Source organism: Bradyrhizobium sp. Y36 (assembly GCF_002531575.1).
Classification (GTDB): Bacteria; Pseudomonadota; Alphaproteobacteria; order Rhizobiales; family Xanthobacteraceae; genus Bradyrhizobium.
In genome coordinates, this window is sequence record NZ_NWTI01000014.1 from 110491 (window position 1) to 133296 (window position 22806).

Genomic DNA, 22806 nt, shown 5'->3' on the forward strand with positions numbered 1-22806 from the left:
CCATCCCAATCCCGCCGCGACAATGGTGAAAACCTGACGTCACGGAGCAGTCTGTCATGTGCGGTATGCATTTTTCCGCGCAAATCCCGCCGCGGACCAAGACATCGCTGCGGATCGTTCTCGCCAGCGCGGCCATGAGCTTCGCCCTCGCAACTTCCGCCTTCGCCGAGACCGATTGCGTGATGGGCAGCAAGGCGGCTCCCTCCGAGCTGATCACGGCCTGCAGCGCCATCATCGACCAGACCTCGAACGTGACGGCTGATCGCACTGCGGCGCTGCTGGTCCGGGCCGACGCCAATGCGCGCATCTCGGGCGGCCTCACGCAAGCCCTGCGGGACATCGACCGCGCCATTGCACTCGACGGCAGGAACGCAAAGGCCTGGCGACTGCGCGGCGACCTCTTGCGCGAGGCCGGCGGCGATCTCAACCGCGCCGCGGCCGACCTCAGCAAGGCGATCGAGCTCGATCCTGCCGATGCGGAAGCCTACGCGCTGCGCGGGGTCGTCTACACCAATCAGCGCCGGCTCGACCGCGCGCTCGCCGACTACGACCAGGCGATCAAGCTGAAGCCCGATCATGCCCAGGCCTGGTCCGATCGCGGCGCGACCTATTATCTCGGCGGCGACAACGAAAAGGCGATCAGGAATTTCGACGAGGCCTTGCGGCTCGATCCCGACCGGGCCCGCACCTATTCCAACCGCGGCGCGGCCTGGAAGAAGCTCGGCCAGTACGACAAGTCGGTCGCCGACAATGGCGAGGCGATCAGGCTGGATCCGAAGCAGCCGGAATATTACGACAATCGCGGCCTCGCCTATGCCGCGATGGGCGAATACGACAAGGCCATCGCCGATTACGACCAGGCGATCCGGCGCGAGCAGCGCGCGAACTTCCTGACCAACCGCGGCGATTCCTACCAGTTCAAGGGCGAGCTCGGCGCTGCCTTGAGCGACTATGACGCCGCGCTCAAGCTCGATCCGAGCTTCGCGAAGACCTACAACAACCGCGCCGTGCTCTACAAGAAGATGGGCGAGCGTGCCAAGGCCCTGGCCGATTACGAGACGGCCCTGCGGCTCGATCCCGCCAACGACAATGCCGCCAGCGGCCGCCGCGTCATGATGGCCGAGATCGCGAAGTTCGGCACCGAGCCGCCGCGGGCGCTGAATGCGGCGTCCGGCAATGGTCCGTCCTTCGCATGCGCGACCGCCAGGCGCGAGGTCGAGAAGGTGATCTGCGCCGATCCGCAGCTCGGCGTGCTCGACCGCCAGATCGCCGAGACCTATGAGCGCGTGCTGAAGGCGGCGAACAAGCGTGCCGCCGCCGATCTGCGCAGGGCCCAGCGCGATTTCCTCAGCCTCCGCAACGCGAGCTTCGGCCGTCCCGGCTATGATCTGAAGAAGATCATGCAGGAGCGCCTGCAGAAGCTGAATGCGATGGAGAGCTGAGGCCCCGACCTTCTCCCCGCAAGCAAGGGGAGAAGGAAAGGGTGCATCCTTTTCAGCTTGAACCGCAGCCCGTTCCCGGGAAAATAGCCCCAAACAAGGCCGGCAATTGATCCTGGTCATGGCGGGGCGCCTGTCCTGCCATGAGGGTCGGGGCTAGGCCAAGAAAGGGAACGGGAGCGCGGGAATGAATGTCCAGGGCAAGAGTCTCTATTACGAGGTCCATGCGCGCTCGCTCGCGGACCCCGAGGGCTTCTGGGCCGAGGCGGCGAAGGAGATCGACTGGATCGAGCCGCCCAAGACGATCTTCGATGCCAGCCAGGGAACCTACGGCCGCTGGTTCACCGGCGGCGTCGTCAACACCTGCTACAATGCGCTCGACCGCCATGTCGAACGCGGCCGCGCCGACCAGGTCGCGCTGATCCATGATTCGCCGCTGACGGGCAGCACCACCAGGCTGACCTATGCCGAGCTGCTGAACGAGGTGCAGGCGCTTGGCGCCATCATGCAGGATTTTGGCGTCGCCAAGGGCGATCGCGTCATTCTCTATATGCCGATGGTGCCGGAGGCCGTGGTCGCGATGCTCGCCTGCGCACGGATCGGCGCGGTGCACTCGGTGGTATTCGGCGGCTTTGCCGCCAAGGAGCTCGCCACCCGCATCGACGACGCGCAGCCGAAACTCATCCTCTCCGCCAGCTGCGGCATCGAGCCCGGGCGCATCGTGCAGTACAAGCCGCTGCTCGACGAGGCGATCAAGCTGGCCGGCAGCAAGCCCAAGGCCTGCATCGTGCTGCAACGTCCGCAGCTCACCTGCGACATGACCCCGGGCCGAGACTATGATTGGGCGAGCCTGCGCCGCAAGGCGCTGAACGACGGCAAGAAGGCGCCCTGCGTGCCTGTTGCCGCCACCGATCCGCTCTACATCCTCTACACCTCGGGCACCACGGGTATCCCCAAGGGCGTCGTGCGCGACAATGGCGGCCATCTCGTCGCCGTGAAATGGTCGATGTTCAACCTCTACGGCGTCAAGCCGGGCGAGGTGTGGTGGTGCGGCTCCGACATCGGCTGGGTGGTCGGCCACAGCTACATCGTCTACGGCCCGCTGCTGCACGGCGCGACGACAATCATGTACGAGGGCAAGCCGGTCGGCACGCCCGATGCCGGCGCGTTCTGGCGCGTGATCTCGGAGCACAAGGCGGTTGCCTTCTTCACCGCGCCGACCGCGTTCCGCGCGATCCGGAAGGACGACCCGGAAGGAAAGTTCATCCGGCAATACGACCTCTCGAAATTCCGCACCCTGTTCCTCGCCGGCGAGCGGGCCGATCCGCCGACGGTGGAATGGGCGGAGGCGCAGCTGAAGGTGCCGGTGATCGACCATTGGTGGCAGACCGAGACCGGCTGGTGCATCGCCGGCAATCCGGTCGGGCTCGGCATGCTGCCGGTGAAGCACGGCTCGCCGACGGTGCCGATGCCGGGCTATCAGGTCGACGTGGTGGACGAGGCGGCCAAGCCGGTCGGGCCCAACACCATGGGCTCGATCGTCATCAAGCTGCCGATGCCGCCCGGCTGCCTGCCGACGCTGTGGAATCAGGATGCGCGCTTCAAGGAAGCGTACTTGAGCGAATTCCCCGGCTATTACAAAACCTCGGACGCCGGCTACAAGGACGAGGACGGTTACGTCTTCGTCATGGGCCGCACCGACGACATCATCAACGTTGCCGGCCATCGGCTCTCCACCGGCGGCATGGAGGAGATCCTGGCCTCGCATCCCGATGTCGCCGAATGCGCCGTGCTCGGCGTCAAGGATGCGATCAAGGGCGAGGTGCCCTGCGGATTCCTGGTGCTCAAGGCCGGCGTGAAGCGTGCTCCGAGCGAGATCGAAAAGGAGATCATCGCGCTGGTGCGCGACAAGCTCGGCCCGGTCGCGGCCTTCAAGCTCGCCATCACCGTCGGCCGCCTGCCCAAGACGCGCTCCGGCAAGATCCTGCGCGGCACCATCAAGAAGATCGCCGACGGCGACACCTGGACCATGCCGGCGACGATCGAGGATCCCAAGGCGCTCGACGAGATCGGGGAGGCGCTGAAGGGGCGGGTGTGAGGGGGCTCTGGCGGTCATGCGCGTGAGATGCAACGCTGTCTCACCACTTTCCGCTGTCATCGCCCGCGCAGGCGGGCGATCCAGTATTCCAGAGACGGCGCTGCTGGAGTCGATAGGCCGCGGCGTACTGGATCCCCCGCCTTCGCGGGGAATGACAGTGGTTGGAACGGCGTCCGGGGACTTACAATCTCCGCATTCCGCGCTAAACAGGGCCGGCCAACAGGGGACCTCGTATGCCACTCGCCGCCGCGCCGCGCTTTCTCGCAGCTGCCCTGCTCGCTATCGCCCTTTCCGCCTGCTCCGCGCGCTATCAGACGCCGGTGGCAGTGGGCGGCGACGACGATGACGCGGTCTGCCAGAGCCGGGGCTATGCGCAGGGCTCGCCGGAATATGTGGCCTGCCGCAAGGACCGCGACGTGCAGCGCAACGCCGCGACCGCGCGCGCGGACCGCCGCCAGCGCGATCTCGGCGAATACATGCTGAATCATCCCGACCGCCCGTGATGCGCCTGGCGGCATTATCTTGCCGCGCCGGACATCTCGCCGGCGTCCATTTCGTGACACATCTGCAACGCCATGGCCAAATCGTGGCGAGGTTTGCCTGAATTGATCGAAGTCAAATCCTTCAGCGGTCCCTTTCTGCTCTGACGCTCATGTCGCGCAACGACGCGCGAGAGATGGCTGAAGGGGACTGAAATGCAGAGAACGACAAGAAACCTGGCGCGGCTTGCGACGCTCGGCGCGATGATCGCGGGCACGTTTGCATCGGCGCAGGCTGCCGATTTGCCGGTTTACAAGAAGGCGCCGCCGCCGGTGGAGGCGTTCAATCCGTGGATGGTGCGCCTGCGCGTGCTCGGCGTGTTGCCGGACGCCGGCGGCTCGACCGTCAATGTGGCGGGCGTGCCTTCGCTGTCCTCGCCGAATTCCGGCCTGTCGATCAGCGACCAGGCCGTCCCCGAGCTCGACATCAGCTATTTCTTCACCAAGAACATCGCGGCCGAGCTGATCCTCGGCGTGACCCGGCACTCGATCAGCGGCACCGGCTCGCTCGCGAATTTGCCGATCGGCAAGACCACGCTGCTGCCGCCGACGCTGACGCTGCAATATCACTTCGACCAGTTCGGCGCGTTCAAGCCGTATATCGGTGCCGGCGTGAACTACACCGTGTTCTTCAACAATTCCGCCGCCAATGCGCCGGCCGCAATCGCCGGTCCGCCCGCGATCGTCGCCACCACCACCAACCTGCATGTCAGCAACGCCTGGGGCGGCGCCGTGCAGTTCGGCTTCGACTACATGATCGACCGGCACTGGGGTCTCAACGTCGACGTCAAGAAGCTCTGGCTGCGTCCGGATTACAGCGCGACCGTCTCCGGCCTGCCGGTCACCGGCACCGCCCATATCGATCCGTGGCTGGTCGGCGCGGGTGTGACGTACAAGTTCTGAGGACGTTGCTATAGCGACAGATTCCACTGTCGTCCCCGCCTATCGCGCAATTGCGCACTAGGCGGGGACGACACCGAGGGTAGGGTACACAAAACAAAAGCGCGGCAGGTTTCCCTGCCGCGCTTTTTGCGTTTGGTCGCAAACGACGAAGGAAATCCTATTCCTCCTCGTCTTCCTGCTTCTTGCCGCCGAGCGTCTTCAGCTTGGCGAACACGGCATCGACGTTGAGGTCGTCGCTCGAGCGCTCGGCCGGCTCGAACTCGTCCTTCTTGGTGGTCTCGGAGGCCGGCAGCAGCGTGGCGCCGCCATAGGCTGCGTCGATCGGCTTTTCCTTGGCCGCGCGCGCCACTTCGAAATCGAGCTCGATCTGCGAGCAGAGGCCGAGGGTGACAGGGTCGATCGGGGTCAGCTGGGACGTGTTCCAGTGGGTGCGGTCGCGCACGCTGGCGATGGTGCTCTTGGTGGTGCCGACGAGGCGCATGACCTGGGCATCCTTGAGCTCCGGGTGGCTGCGCAGCAGCCAGAGGATGGCGCTCGGGCGCTCGTGGCGGCGCGAAACCGGGGTGTAGCGCGGGCCCTTGCGCTTGGGCTGGGGCGGCAGCACCACCTTGCTCTCCTGGAGGCGGAGCCGGTAATCCGGGTTCTTCTCGCCCTTTTCGATCTCCTCGCGGGTCAGCTGGCCATTGGAGAGGGGGTCCATGCCCTTGATGCCCTGGGCGGCATCGCCGTCGGCAATCGCGCGCACCTCGAGGGGATGCATCTTGGTGAAATCGGCGACCTGGTCGAAGGTCAGCGCGGTGTTGTCGAGCAGCCAGACGGCGGTCGCCTTGGGCATCAGAGGTGCGTTGCTCATGGCAAATCTCCTTTGTGCTTCGCCCACCCCTCTGGAGGCGAAACCGGTGGTCATCAGCGATGACAGGGAATTCGGGCTATATAAGCCCGGAGGGGGTGGCCACGCAATGGTTCTGCTATAGATAGTGCCTTGACAGCGCCCGAAAGGGGGCCCAATTCCCTAAGAAATCGCGGTATAGTTCTAGCCGGCCGTTTAAGCCCCATTCCATCCATCGACCGCCCCCGCCAGAAGGCGAAACGGGTGATTCGGTCCCGAGATCGCTCAATGTCAGCCAAACCAGACCTCAAGATCGTGCTTTGTTCTCCCCGCGGCTTCTGTGCCGGGGTGGTCCGGGCGATCGACACCGTGGAACGGGCGCTCGATAAGTACGGCGCCCCCGTCTATGTTCGCCACGAGATTGTGCACAACAAGTACGTCGTCGACGGGTTGAAGAAGAAGGGCGCTATCTTCGTCGAGGAGCTCGCCGAAATCCCCGAGAATACCACCGCTCCGGTGGTCTTCTCGGCCCATGGCGTGCCGAAGTCGGTTCCGGCTGACGCCACCTCCCGCAATCTGTTCTCGCTGGATGCGACCTGCCCGCTGGTGACCAAGGTGCATCGCGAGGCCGCGATCCACTTCAAGCGCGGCCGCGAGATCTTCCTGATCGGCCATTCCCATCACCCCGAGGTGGTCGGCACGCTCGGCCAGCTTCCGACCGGCGCCGTGACCCTGATCGAGACCGCCGAGGACGCCAAGACGATCTCGCCGAAGGACCCGAACAACCTCGCCTTCGTGACCCAGACCACGCTGTCGATCGACGACACTGCGGAGATCGTGGCGCTGCTCAAGGAGCGGTTCCCGAACATCAACGGCCCGCACAAGGAAGACATCTGCTACGCCACCACCAACCGCCAGCTCGCGGTGAAGAAGGTGGCGCCGGTGGTGGACGCCTTGATCGTCGTCGGTGCGCCGAACTCGTCGAACTCGCAGCGCCTGCGCGAGGTCGCCGAGCGCGAGGGCTGCAAGATCGCGGTGCTGGCGCAGCGCGCCGCCGACCTCGACTGGACCAGGTTCGACAACATCAAGAGCCTCGGCATCACCGCGGGCGCCTCGGCTCCGGAAGTCATCGTCGAAGAGATCATGGATGCCTTCGCCGAGCGCTTCACGCTGCATGTCGAGACGGTCTCTGCCGCGGAAGAGAACGAGTTCTTCCCGCTGCCGCGTCAGGTGCGCCCCGAAGCTGCCGCCGAGTAGACTTTTATGGCGGTCTACACCGACGTTGCCGCCGATGAACTCGCGGATTTCCTGAAGCAATATGATCTCGGCGAACTGCTCTCCTACAAGGGCATCGCCGAGGGCGTCGAGAACACCAACTTCCTGCTGCACACCAGCCAGGGGTCGTTCATCCTCACGCTCTACGAAAAGCGCGTGGCGAAGAACGATTTGCCGTTCTTCCTCGCGCTGATGACCCATCTGGCCGAGCACGGGGTGAGCTGTCCGTTGCCGGTCAAGGCGAGAGACGGCGAGGCGCTGCGCGAGCTGTCGGGACGGCCTGCGGCGATCATCACCTTTCTCGAAGGCATGTGGCCGCGCAAGCCGAACGTGGCCCATTGCGCCGGCGTCGGCGAGGGGCTGGCAAGGATGCATCTGGCCGGCGCGAACTTTGCGGTTCGGCGCGCCAATGCGCTGTCGGTTGCGGGCTGGCGGCCGTTGTTCGATGCGGCCTCGGCCCGCGCCGACGAGGTGCAGCCGGGCCTGCGCGACTTCCTCGCCACCGAGCTCGATTATCTCTCGGGGGGCGTCTGGCCGACCGACCTGCCGGAGGGCGTGATCCACGCCGACCTCTTCAACGACAACGTCTTCTTTCTCGGCGACAGGCTTTCCGGGATCATCGACTTCACCTTCGCCTGCAACGACATGCTGGCCTATGACGTCGCGATCTGCCTCAACGCCTGGTGCTTCGAGCCGGATCATTCCTTCAACGTCACCAAGGCGCGCGCCTTTCTCAACGCCTATGGCCGGGTGCGCAAGCTCTCGGAAGCCGAAGAGGCCGCGCTGCCGCTGCTGGCGCGCGGCGCTGCGATCCGCTTCCTGCTGACGAGGCTGGTCGACTGGCTCAACGTGCCCGAAGGCGCCCTCGTCAAGCCGAAGGATCCGTTGGAATATGTCCGCAAGCTGCGCTTCCACCAGAGCGTGACGAGCGCGCGCGACTACGGGCTGATGCCGTCAGGACTGGTCGCGTGAGCGAGCTTCCCAATGTCACGATCTATACCGACGGCGCCTGCTCGGGGAATCCCGGGCCGGGCGGCTGGGGCGCGATCCTCAAGTTCGGCGACAAGGAAAAAGAGCTGAACGGCGGCGAGCGCCACACCACCAACAACCAGATGGAATTGATGGCGGCGATCTCCGCGCTGGAAGCGCTGAAGAAGCCGTGCACGGTCGATCTCTACACCGACAGCCAATATGTCCGACAGGGCATCACCGGTTGGATCCACGGCTGGAAGCGCAACGGCTGGCGCACCGCCGACAAGAAGCCGGTGAAGAATGTCGAGCTGTGGCAGCGCCTCGATGCCGCGCTGAAAGCGCACGAGGTTCGCTGGCATTGGGTCAAGGGCCACGCCGGCCATCCCGAGAATGAGCGGGCGGATCAGCTTGCGCGCGACGGGATCGTGAAGGCGAGGTTGCAGCAGCGGGTGGCGGAGTAGGGCACCGGCGTGACTACGTTTTCCGCCGTCATCGCCCGCGAAGGCGGGCGATCCAGTACGCCGCGGCCCCTCGATTCAACAATTGCGGTCTCTGGAACACTGTCATGCCCCGCCTTCGCGGGGCATGGCAGTGTCATTTGCGGCTGTAAGCGGTGACAGCCCTACAGGTAAAGCCTCAGAGCTGCCCCAGCAGCGTATCGCCGCCGGACACCTCGACCTTTCAGCTTGCGCGCGACGGGATCGTGAAGGCGAGGTTGCAGCAGCGGATGGCGGAGTAGGGCACCGGCGCGACTACGTTTTCCGCCGTCATCGCCCGCGACGGCGGGCGATCCAGTACGCCGCGGCCCCTCGATTCAACAATTGCCGTCTCTGGAATACTGGATGCCCCGCCTTCGCGGGGCATGACAGTGTCATTTGCGGCTGTAAGCGGTGACAGCCCCTACAGGTAAAGCCTCAGAGCTGCCCCAGCAGCGTATCGCCGCCGGACACCTCGACCTTGCCGGGCATCGCCTCGAGGTTCAGCTTCTTGACCACGCCGTCCTCGACCAGCATCGAATAGCGCTTGGAGCGGATGCCGAGGCCGTTGCCGGAGGCATCGAGCTCCATGCCGATCGCCTTGGCGAAGTCGGCATTGCCGTCGGCGAGGAAGATCGCCTCGTCGCGCTGGTCGGTGTCGCGCTTCCAGGCGTTCATGACGAAAGCGTCGTTGACCGAGACGATGGCGATGGTGTCGACGCCCTTGTCCTTCATGGCATAGGCGTTGAGGAAGATGCTCGGCAGATGCATCTTGTGGCAGGTGCCGGTGTAGGCGCCGGGCACCGCGAACAGCGCCACCTTCTTGCCCTTGAAGATATCGTCGGTGGTCTTCACCTGCGGACCGTCCGCCGTCATCACGCGGAATTTCGCCTCGGGCAGCTTGTCGCCAGTCTGGATCGCCATCGTCAGTCTCCCTGAATGTCGGTCCCGCTTTTTAGACCGTGCGGCGGGCCTGCACAATATTGCCGGCGGGCGAGATGGCGAGGGCGTAGCCCCTTCACCATGATGTCATCAGCCGGCAAAGCCGCCATTGTCGAGGAAGGCCCGCTCCTCCTCGGTGGTGTCGCGGCCGAGAAGGTGATTGCGGTGGGGAAACCGGCCGAACCGCTGGATGATGTCGGCGTGCTCCCGCGCATATTTCAGGTTTTCGGCATTCCCGGTGTTCTGAAACAGCGCGATGCAATGCAGCTGGTCGGGCAGGTGCTCCGAATGCATGAAGGGCAGATAGAGGAATTCGAGCAGGACCGGATCGACCCTGGCATCGACACCTCGCGCGATGGCGCGGCGGGCGACGTCGCGCGCCAGGCCGTCGCTGGCAAAGGCCTGGGGCGTGCCGCGGAACATGTTGCGCGGGAATTGGTCGAGCACGATGACGAGCGCCAGCGCGCCATCGTCGCTGTCTTCCCAGGACGCCAGCTCGCCGGCGCTGGCCTGCTGCCAGAGCGAGAGAAAGCGGCGCCGGACCTCGGCGTCGAAAGCGTCGCTGCGCTCGTACCAGCGCTCGCGGCCGGCCTCGCGCCAGAAGGCGAGGACGGCTGATGGTGTGACGTCGCCGACCGCGGTCATGAACCGGAGACGTGTTTACGCCGCCTGAGCCTTCTTCTCGTCGCGCAGCTCGCGGCGCAGGATCTTGCCGACATTGGTCTTCGGCAGGTCGGTGCGGAATTCGATGTGCTTGGGCACCTTGTAGCCGGTGAGCTGCTCGTGACAGAACTTGATCACCGCCTCGGCGGTGAGGTTTTGATCCTTCTTCACCACGAAGGCCTTCACCGCTTCGCCCGACTTGGAATCGGGGATGCCGATCACGGCGCATTCGAGCACGCCTGGATGGCTCGCGATCACTTCCTCGACCTCGTTGGGATAGACGTTGAAGCCGGAGACCAGGATCATGTCCTTCTTCCGGTCGACGATCTTGGTGTAGCCCTTCTCGTCCATGATGCCGATGTCGCCGGTGCGGAAATAGCCGTCCGCGGTCATCACCTTGGCGGTGTCCTCGGGCCTGTTCCAGTAGCCCGACATCACTTGCGGGCCCTTGGCGCAGATCTCGCCGGCCTGGCCGAGCGGGACTTCGTTGCCGTCGTCGTCGCGGATCGAGATGTAGGTCGACGGCACGGGGATGCCGATCGTCCCCGTGAACTCGGTTGCGGTTGCCGGATTGCAGGTCAACGTCGGCGACGTCTCCGACAGGCCGTAACCCTCAGCGATGAAGCAGCCGGTGATCGCCTTCCATTGATCGGCGACGGGCCGCTGCACCGCCATGCCGCCACCGTTGGAGATCTTCAGCTTGGAGAAGTCGAGCTTCTTGAAATCGGGATGGTGCATCAGGCCGTTGTAGAGCGTGTTGACGGCCGGGAAGCTGTTGACCTGATACTTCGCGAGCTCCTTGACGAAGCCCGGGATGTCGCGCGGGTTGGGGATCAGCAGATTGCAGCCGCCGGCGCGCACCGCGAGCAGGTAGCAGGCCGTCAGCGCGAAGATGTGATAGAGCGGCAGCGCGCAGACGATCATGAGCTGGTCGACATGCGGCGGCGCTGCGAGCGCCGGCTGCAGCCAGGCGTCGTTCTGCAGGACGTTGGCGACGATGTTGCGGTGAAGCAGGGTGGCGCCCTTGGAGACGCCGGTGGTGCCGCCGGTATATTGCAGGAAGGCGACGTCGCCCGGCGACAGTTTTGGCTTGTTGAAGGCCATGCCGCGGCCGGCGGACAGCGCATCGTTGAAGGCGACCGAGCCGGGCAGCGACCACGCCGGTACCATCTTCTTGACGCGGCGAACGACGAGATTGACGATCACGCCCTTGAAGCCGAGCAGGTCGCCCATGCTGGCGACGATGACGTGCTTCACCGGGGTCTTGGCGATCACCTGCTCGACGGTGTGGGCGAAGTTCTCCAGCACGATGATGGCTTCAGCGCCGGAATCCTTGAGCTGGTGCTCGAGCTCACGCGGCGTGTAGAGCGGATTGACGTTGACCACCGCGAAGCCGGCGCGGAGCACAGCCGCGGTCGCGACCGGGTATTGCAGCACGTTCGGCATCATGATGGCGACGCGGGCACCGCGCTGCAGGCCGCGGCCCTGCAGATAGGCGGCCAGCGCGACCGACATCTGGTCGAGGTCGCGGTAGCTGATCGACTTGTCCATGCAGATGAACGCCTTGCGGTCGGCGAACTTGGCGAAGCTCTCCTCCAGCAGGTCGACCAGCGATGCGTATTGGGTCGGCTCGATATCGGCAGGCACGCCGGGCGGATATTGCTTGAGCCAGATGCGCTCCATGGAAAACTCCCCTCATCTACCAGAGCCCGTTGTGTCTCGGGCTTGCCTCATTACCGCCAGTATCGAACCTGTCGGATCGGGTGGCAAGCGCTGGAGGCTTAGGGCAAAGGTCGGGGAGTGGCTACTGGAATCATGGCAACCGGCGCTGCCGCAGGTGCGAAGCGCCGGCCGTCGCGGTGAACGGCGCCGTTAACTGTTGTTGGCCGGCTTGGCGGGCTTGGTCGCCGCCTTGGGTTTGGCGGACTTCTGCTCGCCGCTGGCCGCAGGCTTCTCGGCGGGTCTTGCCGGCGTATCGTGCTTGGCTGGAGCTGCCGCATGCTTGGGCGCCGCCGGCTTCGCGGCAGTCTTGGTGTCGTTCTTGGCGTCGCTCTTGCCGCCGCTCTTGGCGTCGGCCGGCTTCGCCGCCGCCGTCTTGGTGTCCTTGCCAGCGTCCTTGGGCTTGTCGGCCGCATCGGGCTTCTTGGCGACGCGCGACTTCTTGCCACGCGGCTTGGACGCCGCCTGCTGGTCGGCATCGGCCGCGACTGCCGCGATCAGGGCGGTGCCGGTGCGGGTCGGGCCGGTATAGACCAGCACGGGCTCGGTCGCCGCCGGCGCCGAGGCCATCAGCTCGGAGGCCTTCATCAGCGGCGGCTGCAGGCCGGCGGTGAAGAAGGTCACCTGGGCTTCGCCGCCGGTCGCAGAGGCCGATCCTGATGGGCTGCCATTGGCCGCAATAAGTGCATCGTCGTCGTCGCTGGCCGGCCGCTTGCGGTGCGGGCCGCACATCTCGTCGCGCAGGTTCGGCGGCGAGGCGTCGACCGGCACGAGGTTCTCGACCGTGCCGAGCGAGGGGCGCAGCCACGTCAGATTATCCTGGCTGAAGCCGCGCTCCAGCAGCTGCGCCGCCTTCACCGCGCGCGCCGTGCCGGAATTGGAGCCGAGCACCACCGCGATCAGCCGGCGGCCGTTGCGCGTGGCCGACGCCACGAGATTGTAGCCGGACGCGCAGATGAAGCCGGTCTTGAAACCATCGGCGCCGGGATAACGGCCGATCAGCTTGTTGAAATTACCGGTGACGCGCTTGCCGAAGCGGATTGCCGGGATGTGCACGAAATATTCGTATTCCGGCAGGTCGCGCAGGAACGAGCGCGCGAGGATGCCGAGATCGCGCGCCGAGGTGATCTGACCGTCGGCGGGCAGGCCGTTCGGGTTGACGTAGCTGGTCTGCGTCATGCCGAGCTTTCGCGCGGTGTCGTTCATCATCGCGGAGAAGCCGTCGATCGAGCCGCCGACGCCTTCGGCCAGCACCACGGCCATGTCGTTCGCCGACTTGACCATCATCATCTTCAGCGCGTTGTCGACGGTGAGCTGCGTTCCCGGACGGAACCCCATCTTCGAGGGCGATTGCGAGGCGGCCGTCGGCGAAACCGTGAGCAGCGTGTCGAGCGTGAGCTTGCCGTCCTTGACCGCCTTCAGCGTCACATAGGCCGTCATGATCTTGGTGACGGAGGCCGGATACCAGGGAACCGTCGCATTATCGGCCTGCAACACCTTGCCGCTATCGGCCTCGATCAGCAGCAGCGCCTCGGCGCTCGCCGCGCGCGGCGCAAGCAGCGCGGCACAGGCGAGCGTCGCAGCGAACAGGTTGAACAAGGATTTGCGAAGCAGCGGGCGTAGGGCGTGCACTATCCGATTCCGGTCCTTGGAGACCCGCCTGATACGGGCGGTGCTCGTGATCTGATTGTCGGTTCTGAAATTTAAGCGCCGCCGCTTGCGGCGCCGCAAACCTATACCGGCTGGTGCGTCGAGAATAGGGGGCTCAGTGTGGTATTCCGCAATGAAATAGGCCGAATTTCGACGGTACTGTGGGGACTTGCTAGGGCGATTTGGCAGCCGTCGCGGCAGCCTCAGACGCCGTCACGCTGGCCCGTGCGCCGTCCTGCACCATGAACTGGGCCCTCGCGAGCTCGGCAAAATGGCCGCCTTTGGCCACGAGTTCATCGAAGGTTCCGCCTTCGATCACGCGGCCGTTCTCGAACACCAGGATCCGCGTGGCATTGCGGATGGTGGAGAGGCGATGGGCGATCACGAAAGTGGTGCGGCCCTTCATCACTTCGTCGAGAGCGGCGTTCACCTTGGCCTCGGTGACGGCGTCGAGTGCGCTGGTGGCTTCGTCCAGGATCAGGATCGGCGGGTCCTTCAGCAGTGCGCGGGCGATCGACAGGCGCTGCCGCTCGCCGCCGGACAGCATGCGGCCGCGCTCGCCGGCATTGGTCTCGAACCCGCCGCTGCGCTCGATGAACTCGAGCGCCTGGGCGCGCTCCGCCGCCTTGCGCATCTCGGCCTCGGTCGCATCCGGCTTGCCGACGCGTAGGTTCTCCGCGATCGAGCGGTTGAACAGCAGCGCTTCCTGGAACACGACGCCGATGTTCCGTCGCAGCGAGGTCAGCGTCACGCCGCGCACGTCCATGCCGTCGATCTTGATGAAGCCGGATTGCGGATCGAAGGCGCGATGCAGCAGCGCGATCGCGGTCGATTTGCCGGCACCGGTCGGGCCGACCAGTGCGATGGTCTGGCCGGGCAGCGCGGTGAAGGTGAGATCCTCGATCGCCGGCCGCTTGCCGTCATAGGAGAAGGTGACGTCGTTGAACTCGACGAGGCCGGACAGCCTGCCGGCATCGATCGCGTCGGGCCGGTCGTGCACCGCGGGCACGGCGTCGAGCACATTGAAGAATTCGCGCAGCCGCGGCGCTTCCATGAACACGTTGTTGATGAAGCTCACGACCTGCTCGAGCTTCTGGATCAGCATCGTCGCGAAGCTCACGAACATCACGATCTCGCCGACGGAAGTCAGCCCCTGGTCGTGTAGGGCGATGCCGAGCGAGAAGATCGCGAGCACCGTGATGGTGGTGGAGGCGCGCGTGATGACGGTGACGAGCGCCCACCACGACAGCACCGGCATCTGCGCGGCCAGCAGATCGTCGGCGACGGAGCGCAGGCCCTTCACCTCGGATTCGACACGGACGAAGCTCTGCACCAGCGCGACGTTGCCGAGCGCGTCGGATGCGCGCGCGGACAGCTCGCTGTAGTGCTCCTCGACCTCCATCTGCATGCCGAAGGTCTTGCGCACCACGAAGGTCGTCAGCGCGGTGAAGACGATGCAGAGCACGAACAGGAGGATCGCCAGCCGCCAGTTCAGGTAGAGCGACAGCGGCAGCAGCACCACGACCGAGAGGATCGCGGCGAAGTGCTCGCGGAAGAAGCCGAGCCACAGCCGCCACAGGGCGTCGGTTCCGTTGAGCATCACCTTCATCAGCCGGCCCGAATGGGTGCCGGAGTGGAAGGTCAGCGGCAGTTGCAGGATGTGCTCGAAATAGTCGGTCAGCACCGCCTGGCGCTGCCGGTGCGAGAGTCGGTCCGCCTGCAAGGCCACGAGCGCGCTGCACAGAATGGTGAAGAGCCCGAACGCGACCCAGGCGATGAGGAACGGCCAGGCCGAGTTCGAGCCGGCCACCGTCTTGCCGGAGAGCACGTCGACGATCCGGCCGAACAGCACGGGCTCGGCGAACTGCGAGGCGGCCAGCAGGAGATTGGCAAACGCCAGCAGCCAGCCCAGCCGCGCCTCCTTGCCAAGCAGCTCGAGAACGCGGGTGTAGAGGCTGAAAATAGTCATGCGGACCGGCAACTCAGGCAAATGGCGGGACCCGTATTCTAAGCAGGGATCGCCTGCGAGATACAGTGGAAGCTACGGGTTTTGCTCAATTGACCAGCCGCGCCGCGACCGGCGGCAGGAACCGGTCGTCGAAGATGTCGGCCACGGTCGGCCGCTTGCGGAATTTGAAGTCCAGCGCGATCTGGTCGACCGAGCGCTCCCAGCGCCGTGGATCGATGCCGCCGAGACCGTTGCGCCTGACCTCGTCGGTGAGGATGTTGTCGGAGAGGACGGTGCGCAGGCGTTCGAGCTCGAGGTCGCGGTCACCCCCGTCGATGCGGCTTGCGGCCTCGTCCGCTGCCCGTGCCGGCTCCTTGACGGTCGCGGCGATGCCGGCAATCAGGGCGCTGATGAAGCCCTTCACGGCATCCGGCTTTGCTGCGGCGAAGGCGGCATTGGCCACCACGGCGAAACCGTAGGCCTCGCAGCCATAGTCGGCATAGCGCAGCACGACGAGATCGGCTCCGGGCACGCCGCGATCACGCAGGTTCACCGCGGAGAGATAGCTGAAGCCCGCGACGGCATCGACCTGTCCCGCGGACAGGATCGGCTCGCGGACGGCGGCGCTGATCTTGTGGAATTTGAGGTGCGACGTCTTGATGCCGTTCTGCTGCGCCAGCGCCGGCCATAGCCGCATCGACAGGTCGCCGTCGGCAACGCCGACGGTCTTGCCGTCGAGATCGGGCAAGACATTGATGCCGCGGCTCTTGCGCGCGACGATCGCGTAGGGCGCGCGGTTGAACAGCACGAACACCGCCTTGACCGGCGCCGCATCGTCCTTGTCGCGAAACCGGATCAGCTCGTTGATGTCGACGAGTGCGAGCTCGCTGTCGCCCTTGGCGACGCGTGCGAGCGCCTCAGGCGATCCGCTCGCGCTGCCGAAGGACACGTTGAGATGCTCGGCGCCGAACCTGCCGTCCTTCGCCGCAAGGAAGAACGGCGCCATGCTGGCGTCGAGCGGGCGGTCGAAGGTGAAGTGAATCGCGACGGAGGGCGGCGCAACGGTCTCGGCCGCGCTGACACCGCGTGCAACGAGCGTTGCAAGCGAAATCGAGAGAGCCAGCAGGCAACGAAGGGCCGTGGTCTTGAATTTCGACATCAGTTGCGCCGGTCCCGCATTGTTATGGTTTGGTGACGCTCGCAGCGCCGGCTGGCGATCAGTCTCCCCCTGCCAACATGAACGCAGGATGAGCGGCGGTTGCGTCACGATTACGCAACCCCGTTCAGCTTGTGTTGGGGTTGGGAACCCAATGTGGCGGTGCGTGTTTGAAAGACATGAGCCTTGTCTGCAGGCACCATTCGAGGTCCCAAGGAGGGTCCAGGACATGTTTGACAGCTTTTCGAAGTTTACCGGCCGCAAGGCCGTTCTCGCCACTGCCGCGGTGTTGGCGCTAACCGCGGTCGCCCCCACTGCCTCCTATGCCGGCGGTCGCCACTGGCATGGCGGAGGTGGCGCGGCCTTTGCCGGCGCGGCTATCGCCGGCGCCATCGGCACCGGCCTTGCGATCGCCGCCACGCGTGACGCCTATGCCTATGACGCTCCCGCCTATTATGGCGGCGGCCCGGTCTACTATGACGAAGGCCCGGTCTATTACGGCGGCGACTCCTATATCGGCCCGCGCCCGTACCACCGTTGCGGCGGCCCCTACCAGTCCGCCCAGGGCGGCCAGGGCAATATCTCGACCTGCTACTAAGCAGGGCGACCGAGTTTAACCTGAACAGGCTGTCGCGCTTGCCGCGGCGGCCTGTTTTCTGCTTTTATTGCCGTGCGTTAACACGCTCGCCATTTGTTTAGAGTAGTTTTTTGTATCATGAGTGATTCGCTTGAGCGGCTATATCTGGCTGTGCTCGCGGCCAGAGACCTTGATCCGGCAACATCGCGTACGGCCCGGCTGTTTCAGCGCGGGCCCTCCAAAATGGCAAAGAAGCTCGCCGAAGAGGCCATCGAGGTCGTGATCGATGCCGTCAATGGTGACACCGACGCCGTGATCCGCGAAAGCGCCGACCTGTTGTACAATCTCACCGTGCTCTGGGCCTCTGCCGGCGTGCGCCCCGAGGACGTCTGGCGCGAGATGACCCGGCGGGAAGACATGCTCGGCATCGCCGAGAAGCTGCCGAAATCGTCGATGAAGCTGCCCAAGGTCGCGTCACCGCGGGTGGTCGCCAGGCGGCCAATTGTCGCGCTCGAGGGCCGTGCCGCGCGCAAGCGCCACTAACGCGCGATGAGACCCGGGTGAATGGCCATCGTGCTTTAGCCTCTTGTTTGAGCATGATCTTTTCGGAAAACCGCCGCACACTTTTCCGGATCATGCTGGAAGTGTCATAATTCGCCTCAATCTCGGCATGGACAAATCCGTCCCATGGTGCTTCATCGCGGCGCCATGCTGAAACGTATCTACGACTGGTGCATCGACGCCGCCCACAAGCCCTACGCGCTCTGGATCATGGGCATCGTGTCTTTCGCCGAAAGCTCCTTCTTTCCGGTCCCGCCGGATGTGATGCTGATCCCGATGTCCCTGGCGCGCCCGCAGCGCGCCTGGCTCTATGCTGCCGTCTGCACCGTGACCTCGGTGCTCGGCGGGGTTCTCGGCTACGCCATCGGCGCGCTGCTGTATGACTCGCTGGGCCATTGGCTGATCCAGCTCTACGGGCTCGGCGATCAGGTCGACGGCTTCCGTGCCAAATACGCCGAATGGGGCGCGGTGATCATCCTGCTCAAGGGGCTGACGCCGATCCCGTACAAGCTCGTCACCATCACCTCGGGCTTTGCCGGCTACAATCTGCTTTTGTTCGTCCTGTTCTCGGTCATCGCGCGCGGCGGGCGCTTCTTCATCGTCGCGATCCTGCTCAACCGCTACGGCGACTGGATCCGCGTCAAGATCGAGAAGCATCTCGGTCTCGTGGTGGCGGTCGGTGCCGCGGCACTGGTGCTGGGCTTCGTCATCGCCATCAAACTGATCTAGAGCTTGATCCGGACCCGAAGGGCCGTGCAGCGCAAGGTGCGAAGCGGTTTTCCCTCGCGACAAACGCGTAACGCGTTTGCGCGGAGATCATGCTCAATCAATAGACCCCAAGGCGGCTTTGCCGCCGGGCCGGCTTCGGCTACGGTTGCCATCATGATGGTTCGATCCGGCAATCCGGCGGCGCGGCTGGCGACGCTGATGTCAGCGGCGCTGCTGTTTCTGCTCGCTGCCGGCGGGACGGCCTGGCCGCAATCCGCGCCTCCGGCGCTTGGCCTGCAGGATCAGGGTCCGCAAGCCGCTCCGCCGCCGTCGACCCCCGATCCTGCGGCGCCGCCGGCGCGCGAGGAAAACCCCGGGCTGATCAACGAAATGGGCAAGCTGTTCGACAAGCTGCCCTCGATCCTGCCGCCGATCAAAAGCCCCAGCGAGACCATGAACGACCTGTCGCGGCTGGCCAAGCCCTCGACCATGGTGTCGGGGCGGGTGGCCTGTCCGGCCTCGTCGAACGGCGCCCCCGACTGCAAGCACGCCGCCGACCAGCTCTGCCAGAGCAAGGGCTACAAGGAAGGCAAGAGCCTGAATGCCGACTCCGCCGAGAAATGCTCGGCCAAGGTCCTGATCCCGGGCCGGCAACGCAAGCCGGACGACTGCCGCACCGACACTTTCGTGACGAGCGCGCTGTGCCAGAACTGACGTGATCTCGCCGCGCGCGAGCAACCAAGGAGCGCCCATGAGCCGCACGGAGCAGGACTTCCTCGGACAGCGTGAGATCGCCGACGACATCTACTACGGCGTCCAGACCATCCGGGGTAAGGAGAACTTCCACATCACCGGCATTCCGATGAACCAGGAGCCTTACTTCGTGAAGGCGCTTGGTTACGTCAAGAAAGCCGCGGCCATGGCCAATCGCGATCTCGGTGCGATCGACGCCAAGGTCGCGGGCGCCATCATCCTCGGCTGCGATCGCGTCATCGCCGGCGACATGATGGATCAGTTCGTCACCGACTTCATCCAGGGCGGCGCCGGCACCTCCACCAACATGAACGCCAACGAGGTGATCGCCAACCTCGCGCTCGAGTCGCTCGGCTTCGGCAAGGGCGACTATCAGCACGTCAGCCCCAACGATCACGTCAATTACGGCCAGTCGACCAACGACACCTATCCGACCGCGTTTCGCCTCGCGCTGATCCTGCGGCTCGAGAGCTACATGACCGCGCTGCGCCAGCTCCAGGAGGCTTTCTTCACCAAGGGACGCGAGTTCGACCGCGTGCTGAAGATGGGTCGCACGCATCTCCAGGATGCCGTGCCGATGTCGCTGGGGGCCGAATTCCGTGGCTGGGGCACCACGATCGGCGAGGAGGTGGACCGCATCTCCGAAGCGCGGGCGCTGCTGCGCGAGATCAATCTCGGCGCCACCGCGATCGGCACCTCCGTCACGGCCGCGGTCGGCTATCCCAAGCTCGCGGTCCGGCATCTGAGCGCACTCACCGGCGTCGACTTCATCCTCGCCGGCGATCTCGTCGAGGCGACCTCGGACACCGGCGCCTATGTGCAGCTCTCGGGCGTCCTGAAGCGCACGGCGAGCAAGCTGACGAAGATCTGCAACGACATCCGCCTGCTTGCCTCCGGCCCGCGCGCCGGCTTCAACGAGATCAACCTGCCGCAGCTGCAGCCGGGCTCCTCGATCATGCCGGGCAAGGTCAATCCTGTGATCCCCGAGGTCGTCAACCAGACCAGCTTCCTCGTCATCGGCCTCGACACCACGGTGACGCTCGCCGCCTCCGCCGGCCAGCTTCAGCTCAACGTGATGGAGCCGGTGATCTCGTTTGCGCTGTTCTTCTCGATCCGCACCATGGAGCGCGCGGTGAACAGCCTGCGCGAGAATTGCGTCGTCGGCATCACCGCCAACGAGGAGCACACCCGCAACATGGTGCTGAACTCGCTCGGCATCGTCACCGTGCTGAAGCCGCTGCTCGGCTACAAGCAGTGCGCCGAGATCGCGCGCGAAGGATACAAGAGCGGCAAGTCGCTGCACCAGATCGTCGTGGTCGAACGCAAGCTGCTGACACAGGAGAAGTGGGACGAGATGTTCTCGTTCGAGCGGCTGATCAACCCGGATCTGATCGGGTAGGCGTTCGCTGTCATTCCGGGGCGCGCGAAGCGCGAGCCCGGAATCCATTTTGCAGCGTGCGCTGAGGCCCGATGGATTCCGGGCTCGACGCTGCGGGTCGCCCCGGAATGACGGGACACGAATTCCGTTCCTTGGAATTGCGCCCGTCGCATCCGCTCCGGCGGCAAAACGCAATACTTGACAGTGGAAAGATTGCCTTGTTGGTATGGCGACCAACCTGCCATTGACCGGCCAATAGAGGATCGTTTCGCAATGTCCATGCCTGCCTTGTTCAAAGGGCGCCTGTCGATCCCCGTGATCGGCTCGCCGCTCTTCATCATCTCGGTGCCCGATCTCGTGATCGCGCAGTGCAAGGCGGGGGTGGTCGGCTCGTTTCCGGCGCTGAACGCGCGGCCGCCGGAGCTGCTCGACGAATGGCTGGCACGCATCACCGAGGAGCTCGCGGCCTATGACCGCGCCCATCCCGACAAGCCGTCGGCGCCGTTCGCGGTCAACCAGATCGTGCACAAGTCGAACAACCGGCTCGACCACGACATGCAGCTCTGCGCCAAGTACAAGGTGCCGATGGTCATCTCCTCGCTCGGCGCGCGCGAGGAGCTGAACCAGGCGGTGCACGGCTGGGGCGGCATCGTCTTCCACGACGTGATCAACCAGAAATTCGCCCACAAGGCGATCGAGAAGGGCGCCGACGGCCTGATCCTGGTCGCGGCCGGCGCCGGCGGCCATGCCGGCACCATCTCGCCGCTCGCCTTCGTTGCCGAAACGCGAAAGTGGTTCGACGGTCCGATCGCGCTGTCGGGTGCGATCGGCAACGGCAAGGCGATCCGCGCCGCGCGCATCCTGGGGGCCGATTTCGCCTATATCGGCTCGGCCTTCATCGCCACCAAGGAGGCCAACGCGATCGAGAAGTACAAGGAGATGATCGCGGGCTCGACGGCCGACGACATCGTCTATTCCAACCTCTTCACCGGCGTGCACGGCAACTATCTGAAGCCGTCGATCCTGGCCGCCGGCATGGATCCGGAGAATCTTCCGACCTCCGATCCCTCCAAGATGAATTTCGGCACCGACGCCTCCGGCGAACGCGCCAAGCCGAAGGCCTGGAAGGAGATCTGGGGCTCCGGACAGGGCATCGGCAGCATCGACAAGGTCCTTCCCGCGGCCGAGCTGATCGCGCGCTTCAAGAAGGAATATGACGAAGCGATCGATCCGCCGCTGTGAGCGGCGGCGTCCGCATCTCTCATGCGCCACGGTGAAACGATGACCGCCATCTACCGCGTCGAGGGCAATAGCGTCGTCACCAGCCCGGATGCCGCCGGTCCCTGGGACAGGCGCATGCAGCACGGATCGGCGCCGGCGTCGCTGGTGACGTGGGCGGCCGAGCGCATCCCGACGCCTGCTCCGATGGACATCGCGCGCGTCACCATCGATCTGATGCGCCCGGTGCCGGTGGCGCCGCTCACGATCGTGACTGAGGTCTTGCGTGAAGGCCGCAAGATCCAGCTCTGCGCGATCAAGCTGCTGGCCGATGGCGTGCAGGTCGTCGGCGCCACCGTGCTGAAGATCAGGCGTCAGGCGCTGATCCTGCCCGCCGACGTCGCGGAGCTGCCGGTCACATTGCCGTCGCCGGAAGACTCTCTGGTTGAGGACGGCCACGCCGCCACCAGCCCGTTCGTACGATCGGTCTCGATGCGCGCCGCGCGTGGCCGTTTCGGTCAAGCCGGTGCCGGCGCGATCTGGTTTCGCGTCGATCATCCGCTGATCGAAGGCGAAGCGATCTCGCAGGCCATGCGCGCCGTGGTCGCCGCCGATTTCTCCAACGGCACCGCCTCGACGCTCGATTTCCGCGCCTGGACCTACATCAACGCCGATCTCACCGTGAGCTTTGCGCGCCAGCCTGTCGGCGAGTGGATTTTGCTCGACGGCGAGTCCTGGATCGGTCCCGATGGCGCGGGCCTCGCGATGTCGCGGCTGGCGGACCGGCAGGGCTATTTCGGCCGCGCGGTGCAAAGTCTCGTGATCGAGAAGCGGTGAGGGGCGCGAAGTCAGTGCGTCATTCTCGCTGTCATGCTCCGCGAAAGCGGGGCATCCAGTACGCCGCGGCCTCTCGATTCAACAACGACTGTCTCTGGGATACTGGATCGCCCGGTCTTCGCCGGGCGATGACACCGATCGTGTAAGAGCTGCGTCGCGTATCGC

The 22806-nt window shown here is 65.1% G+C and carries 21 protein-coding genes; 14 read left to right on the forward strand and 7 right to left on the reverse strand.

Annotation, left to right across the window (positions count from 1 at the left end):
* Positions 1 to 56 precede the first annotated feature (56 nt).
* The 4 genes from CO669_RS22540 to CO669_RS22555 all read left to right on the forward strand — a co-directional run bounded on the left by CO669_RS22540 (position 57) and on the right by CO669_RS22555 (position 4979).
* Positions 57 to 1442, forward strand: coding sequence for a tetratricopeptide repeat protein (locus CO669_RS22540; RefSeq protein WP_097662130.1), 1386 nt, complete (start codon positions 57 to 59; stop codon positions 1440 to 1442).
* A 184-nt stretch (positions 1443 to 1626) separates the two neighbouring features.
* Positions 1627 to 3537, forward strand: a complete 1911-nt coding sequence (locus tag CO669_RS22545; RefSeq protein ID WP_097662131.1) for a propionyl-CoA synthetase — start codon at positions 1627 to 1629, stop codon at positions 3535 to 3537.
* 233 nt (positions 3538 to 3770) lie between these two features.
* On the forward strand, positions 3771 to 4040 hold the full coding sequence (locus CO669_RS22550; protein WP_097662132.1) for a hypothetical protein: 270 nt from the start codon (positions 3771 to 3773) through the stop codon (positions 4038 to 4040).
* Positions 4041 to 4232: 192 nt separating this feature from the next.
* Positions 4233 to 4979 (forward strand): OmpW/AlkL family protein, encoded by a 747-nt coding sequence (locus CO669_RS22555; RefSeq protein ID WP_097662133.1) that lies wholly within the window; start codon positions 4233 to 4235, stop codon positions 4977 to 4979.
* Between the two features lie 157 nt (positions 4980 to 5136).
* Here CO669_RS22555 and CO669_RS22560 read toward each other — a convergent pair whose 3' ends face one another.
* On the reverse strand, positions 5137 to 5832 hold the full coding sequence (locus CO669_RS22560; protein ID WP_198964195.1) for a DUF1013 domain-containing protein: 696 nt from the start codon (positions 5830 to 5832) through the stop codon (positions 5137 to 5139).
* A gap of 264 nt (positions 5833 to 6096) precedes the next feature.
* On the opposite strand from CO669_RS22560, the gene ispH reads away from it, so the two are divergent.
* The 3 genes from ispH to rnhA are packed head-to-tail and all read left to right on the forward strand — an operon-like array spanning position 6097 to position 8516.
* A complete protein-coding gene (gene ispH / locus CO669_RS22565; protein WP_097662135.1) occupies positions 6097 to 7065 on the forward strand; it encodes a 4-hydroxy-3-methylbut-2-enyl diphosphate reductase in 969 nt (322 codons plus the stop codon).
* Positions 7066 to 7071: 6 nt separating this feature from the next.
* On the forward strand, positions 7072 to 8055 hold the full coding sequence (locus CO669_RS22570) for a homoserine kinase (RefSeq protein ID WP_097662136.1): 984 nt from the start codon (positions 7072 to 7074) through the stop codon (positions 8053 to 8055).
* On the forward strand, positions 8052 to 8516 hold the full coding sequence (rnhA, locus tag CO669_RS22575) for a ribonuclease HI (RefSeq protein WP_097662137.1): 465 nt from the start codon (positions 8052 to 8054) through the stop codon (positions 8514 to 8516). The genes CO669_RS22570 and rnhA overlap by 4 nt, the downstream gene beginning before the upstream one ends.
* A 453-nt stretch (positions 8517 to 8969) precedes the next feature.
* On the opposite strand, the gene CO669_RS22580 is transcribed toward rnhA, so the two are convergent.
* From CO669_RS22580 to CO669_RS22605, 6 genes are all read right to left on the reverse strand, one after another.
* Complete coding sequence (locus CO669_RS22580) at positions 8970 to 9455, reverse strand: peroxiredoxin (protein WP_097662138.1); 486 nt, start codon at positions 9453 to 9455, stop codon at positions 8970 to 8972.
* A gap of 108 nt (positions 9456 to 9563) precedes the next feature.
* Positions 9564 to 10118, reverse strand: a complete 555-nt coding sequence (locus CO669_RS22585; protein WP_097662139.1) for a DUF924 family protein — start codon at positions 10116 to 10118, stop codon at positions 9564 to 9566.
* Positions 10119 to 10133: 15 nt separating this feature from the next.
* Positions 10134 to 11819, reverse strand: a complete 1686-nt coding sequence (locus CO669_RS22590) for a long-chain fatty acid--CoA ligase (protein WP_097662140.1) — start codon at positions 11817 to 11819, stop codon at positions 10134 to 10136.
* 189 nt (positions 11820 to 12008) lie between these two features.
* Positions 12009 to 13487 carry a D-alanyl-D-alanine carboxypeptidase family protein gene (locus CO669_RS22595; protein WP_097662141.1) on the reverse strand — a complete coding sequence of 493 codons (1479 nt, stop codon included), beginning with the start codon at positions 13485 to 13487 and terminating at the stop codon, positions 12009 to 12011.
* A gap of 190 nt (positions 13488 to 13677) precedes the next feature.
* Positions 13678 to 15474, reverse strand: coding sequence for a glucan ABC transporter ATP-binding protein/ permease (locus CO669_RS22600; RefSeq protein WP_097662142.1), 1797 nt, complete (start codon positions 15472 to 15474; stop codon positions 13678 to 13680).
* Positions 15475 to 15559: 85 nt separating this feature from the next.
* Complete coding sequence (locus tag CO669_RS22605; protein WP_097662143.1) at positions 15560 to 16612, reverse strand: ABC transporter substrate-binding protein; 1053 nt, start codon at positions 16610 to 16612, stop codon at positions 15560 to 15562.
* A 226-nt stretch (positions 16613 to 16838) separates the two neighbouring features.
* On the opposite strand from CO669_RS22605, the gene CO669_RS22610 reads away from it, so the two are divergent.
* From CO669_RS22610 to CO669_RS22640, 7 genes are all read left to right on the forward strand, one after another.
* The gene (locus tag CO669_RS22610; protein WP_063200312.1) at positions 16839 to 17207 is read left to right on the forward strand and encodes a hypothetical protein; all 369 of its coding nucleotides are present in this window, start codon (positions 16839 to 16841) and stop codon (positions 17205 to 17207) included.
* 117 nt (positions 17208 to 17324) lie between these two features.
* The gene (gene hisE / locus CO669_RS22615; RefSeq protein WP_097662144.1) at positions 17325 to 17729 is read left to right on the forward strand and encodes a phosphoribosyl-ATP diphosphatase; all 405 of its coding nucleotides are present in this window, start codon (positions 17325 to 17327) and stop codon (positions 17727 to 17729) included.
* Between the two features lie 165 nt (positions 17730 to 17894).
* Positions 17895 to 18476, forward strand: a complete 582-nt coding sequence (locus CO669_RS22620; RefSeq protein ID WP_097662207.1) for a YqaA family protein — start codon at positions 17895 to 17897, stop codon at positions 18474 to 18476.
* A gap of 153 nt (positions 18477 to 18629) precedes the next feature.
* Positions 18630 to 19169: a hypothetical protein gene (locus CO669_RS22625; protein ID WP_097662145.1), complete on the forward strand. Its 540-nt coding sequence runs from the start codon at positions 18630 to 18632 to the stop codon at positions 19167 to 19169.
* A gap of 37 nt (positions 19170 to 19206) precedes the next feature.
* Complete coding sequence (locus CO669_RS22630) at positions 19207 to 20607, forward strand: aspartate ammonia-lyase (protein ID WP_097662146.1); 1401 nt, start codon at positions 19207 to 19209, stop codon at positions 20605 to 20607.
* A 252-nt stretch (positions 20608 to 20859) separates the two neighbouring features.
* Positions 20860 to 21828 carry an NAD(P)H-dependent flavin oxidoreductase gene (locus CO669_RS22635; RefSeq protein WP_097662147.1) on the forward strand — a complete coding sequence of 323 codons (969 nt, stop codon included), beginning with the start codon at positions 20860 to 20862 and terminating at the stop codon, positions 21826 to 21828.
* Between the two features lie 39 nt (positions 21829 to 21867).
* On the forward strand, positions 21868 to 22641 hold the full coding sequence (locus CO669_RS22640) for a thioesterase family protein (protein ID WP_097662208.1): 774 nt from the start codon (positions 21868 to 21870) through the stop codon (positions 22639 to 22641).
* Positions 22642 to 22806: the final 165 nt, after the last annotated feature.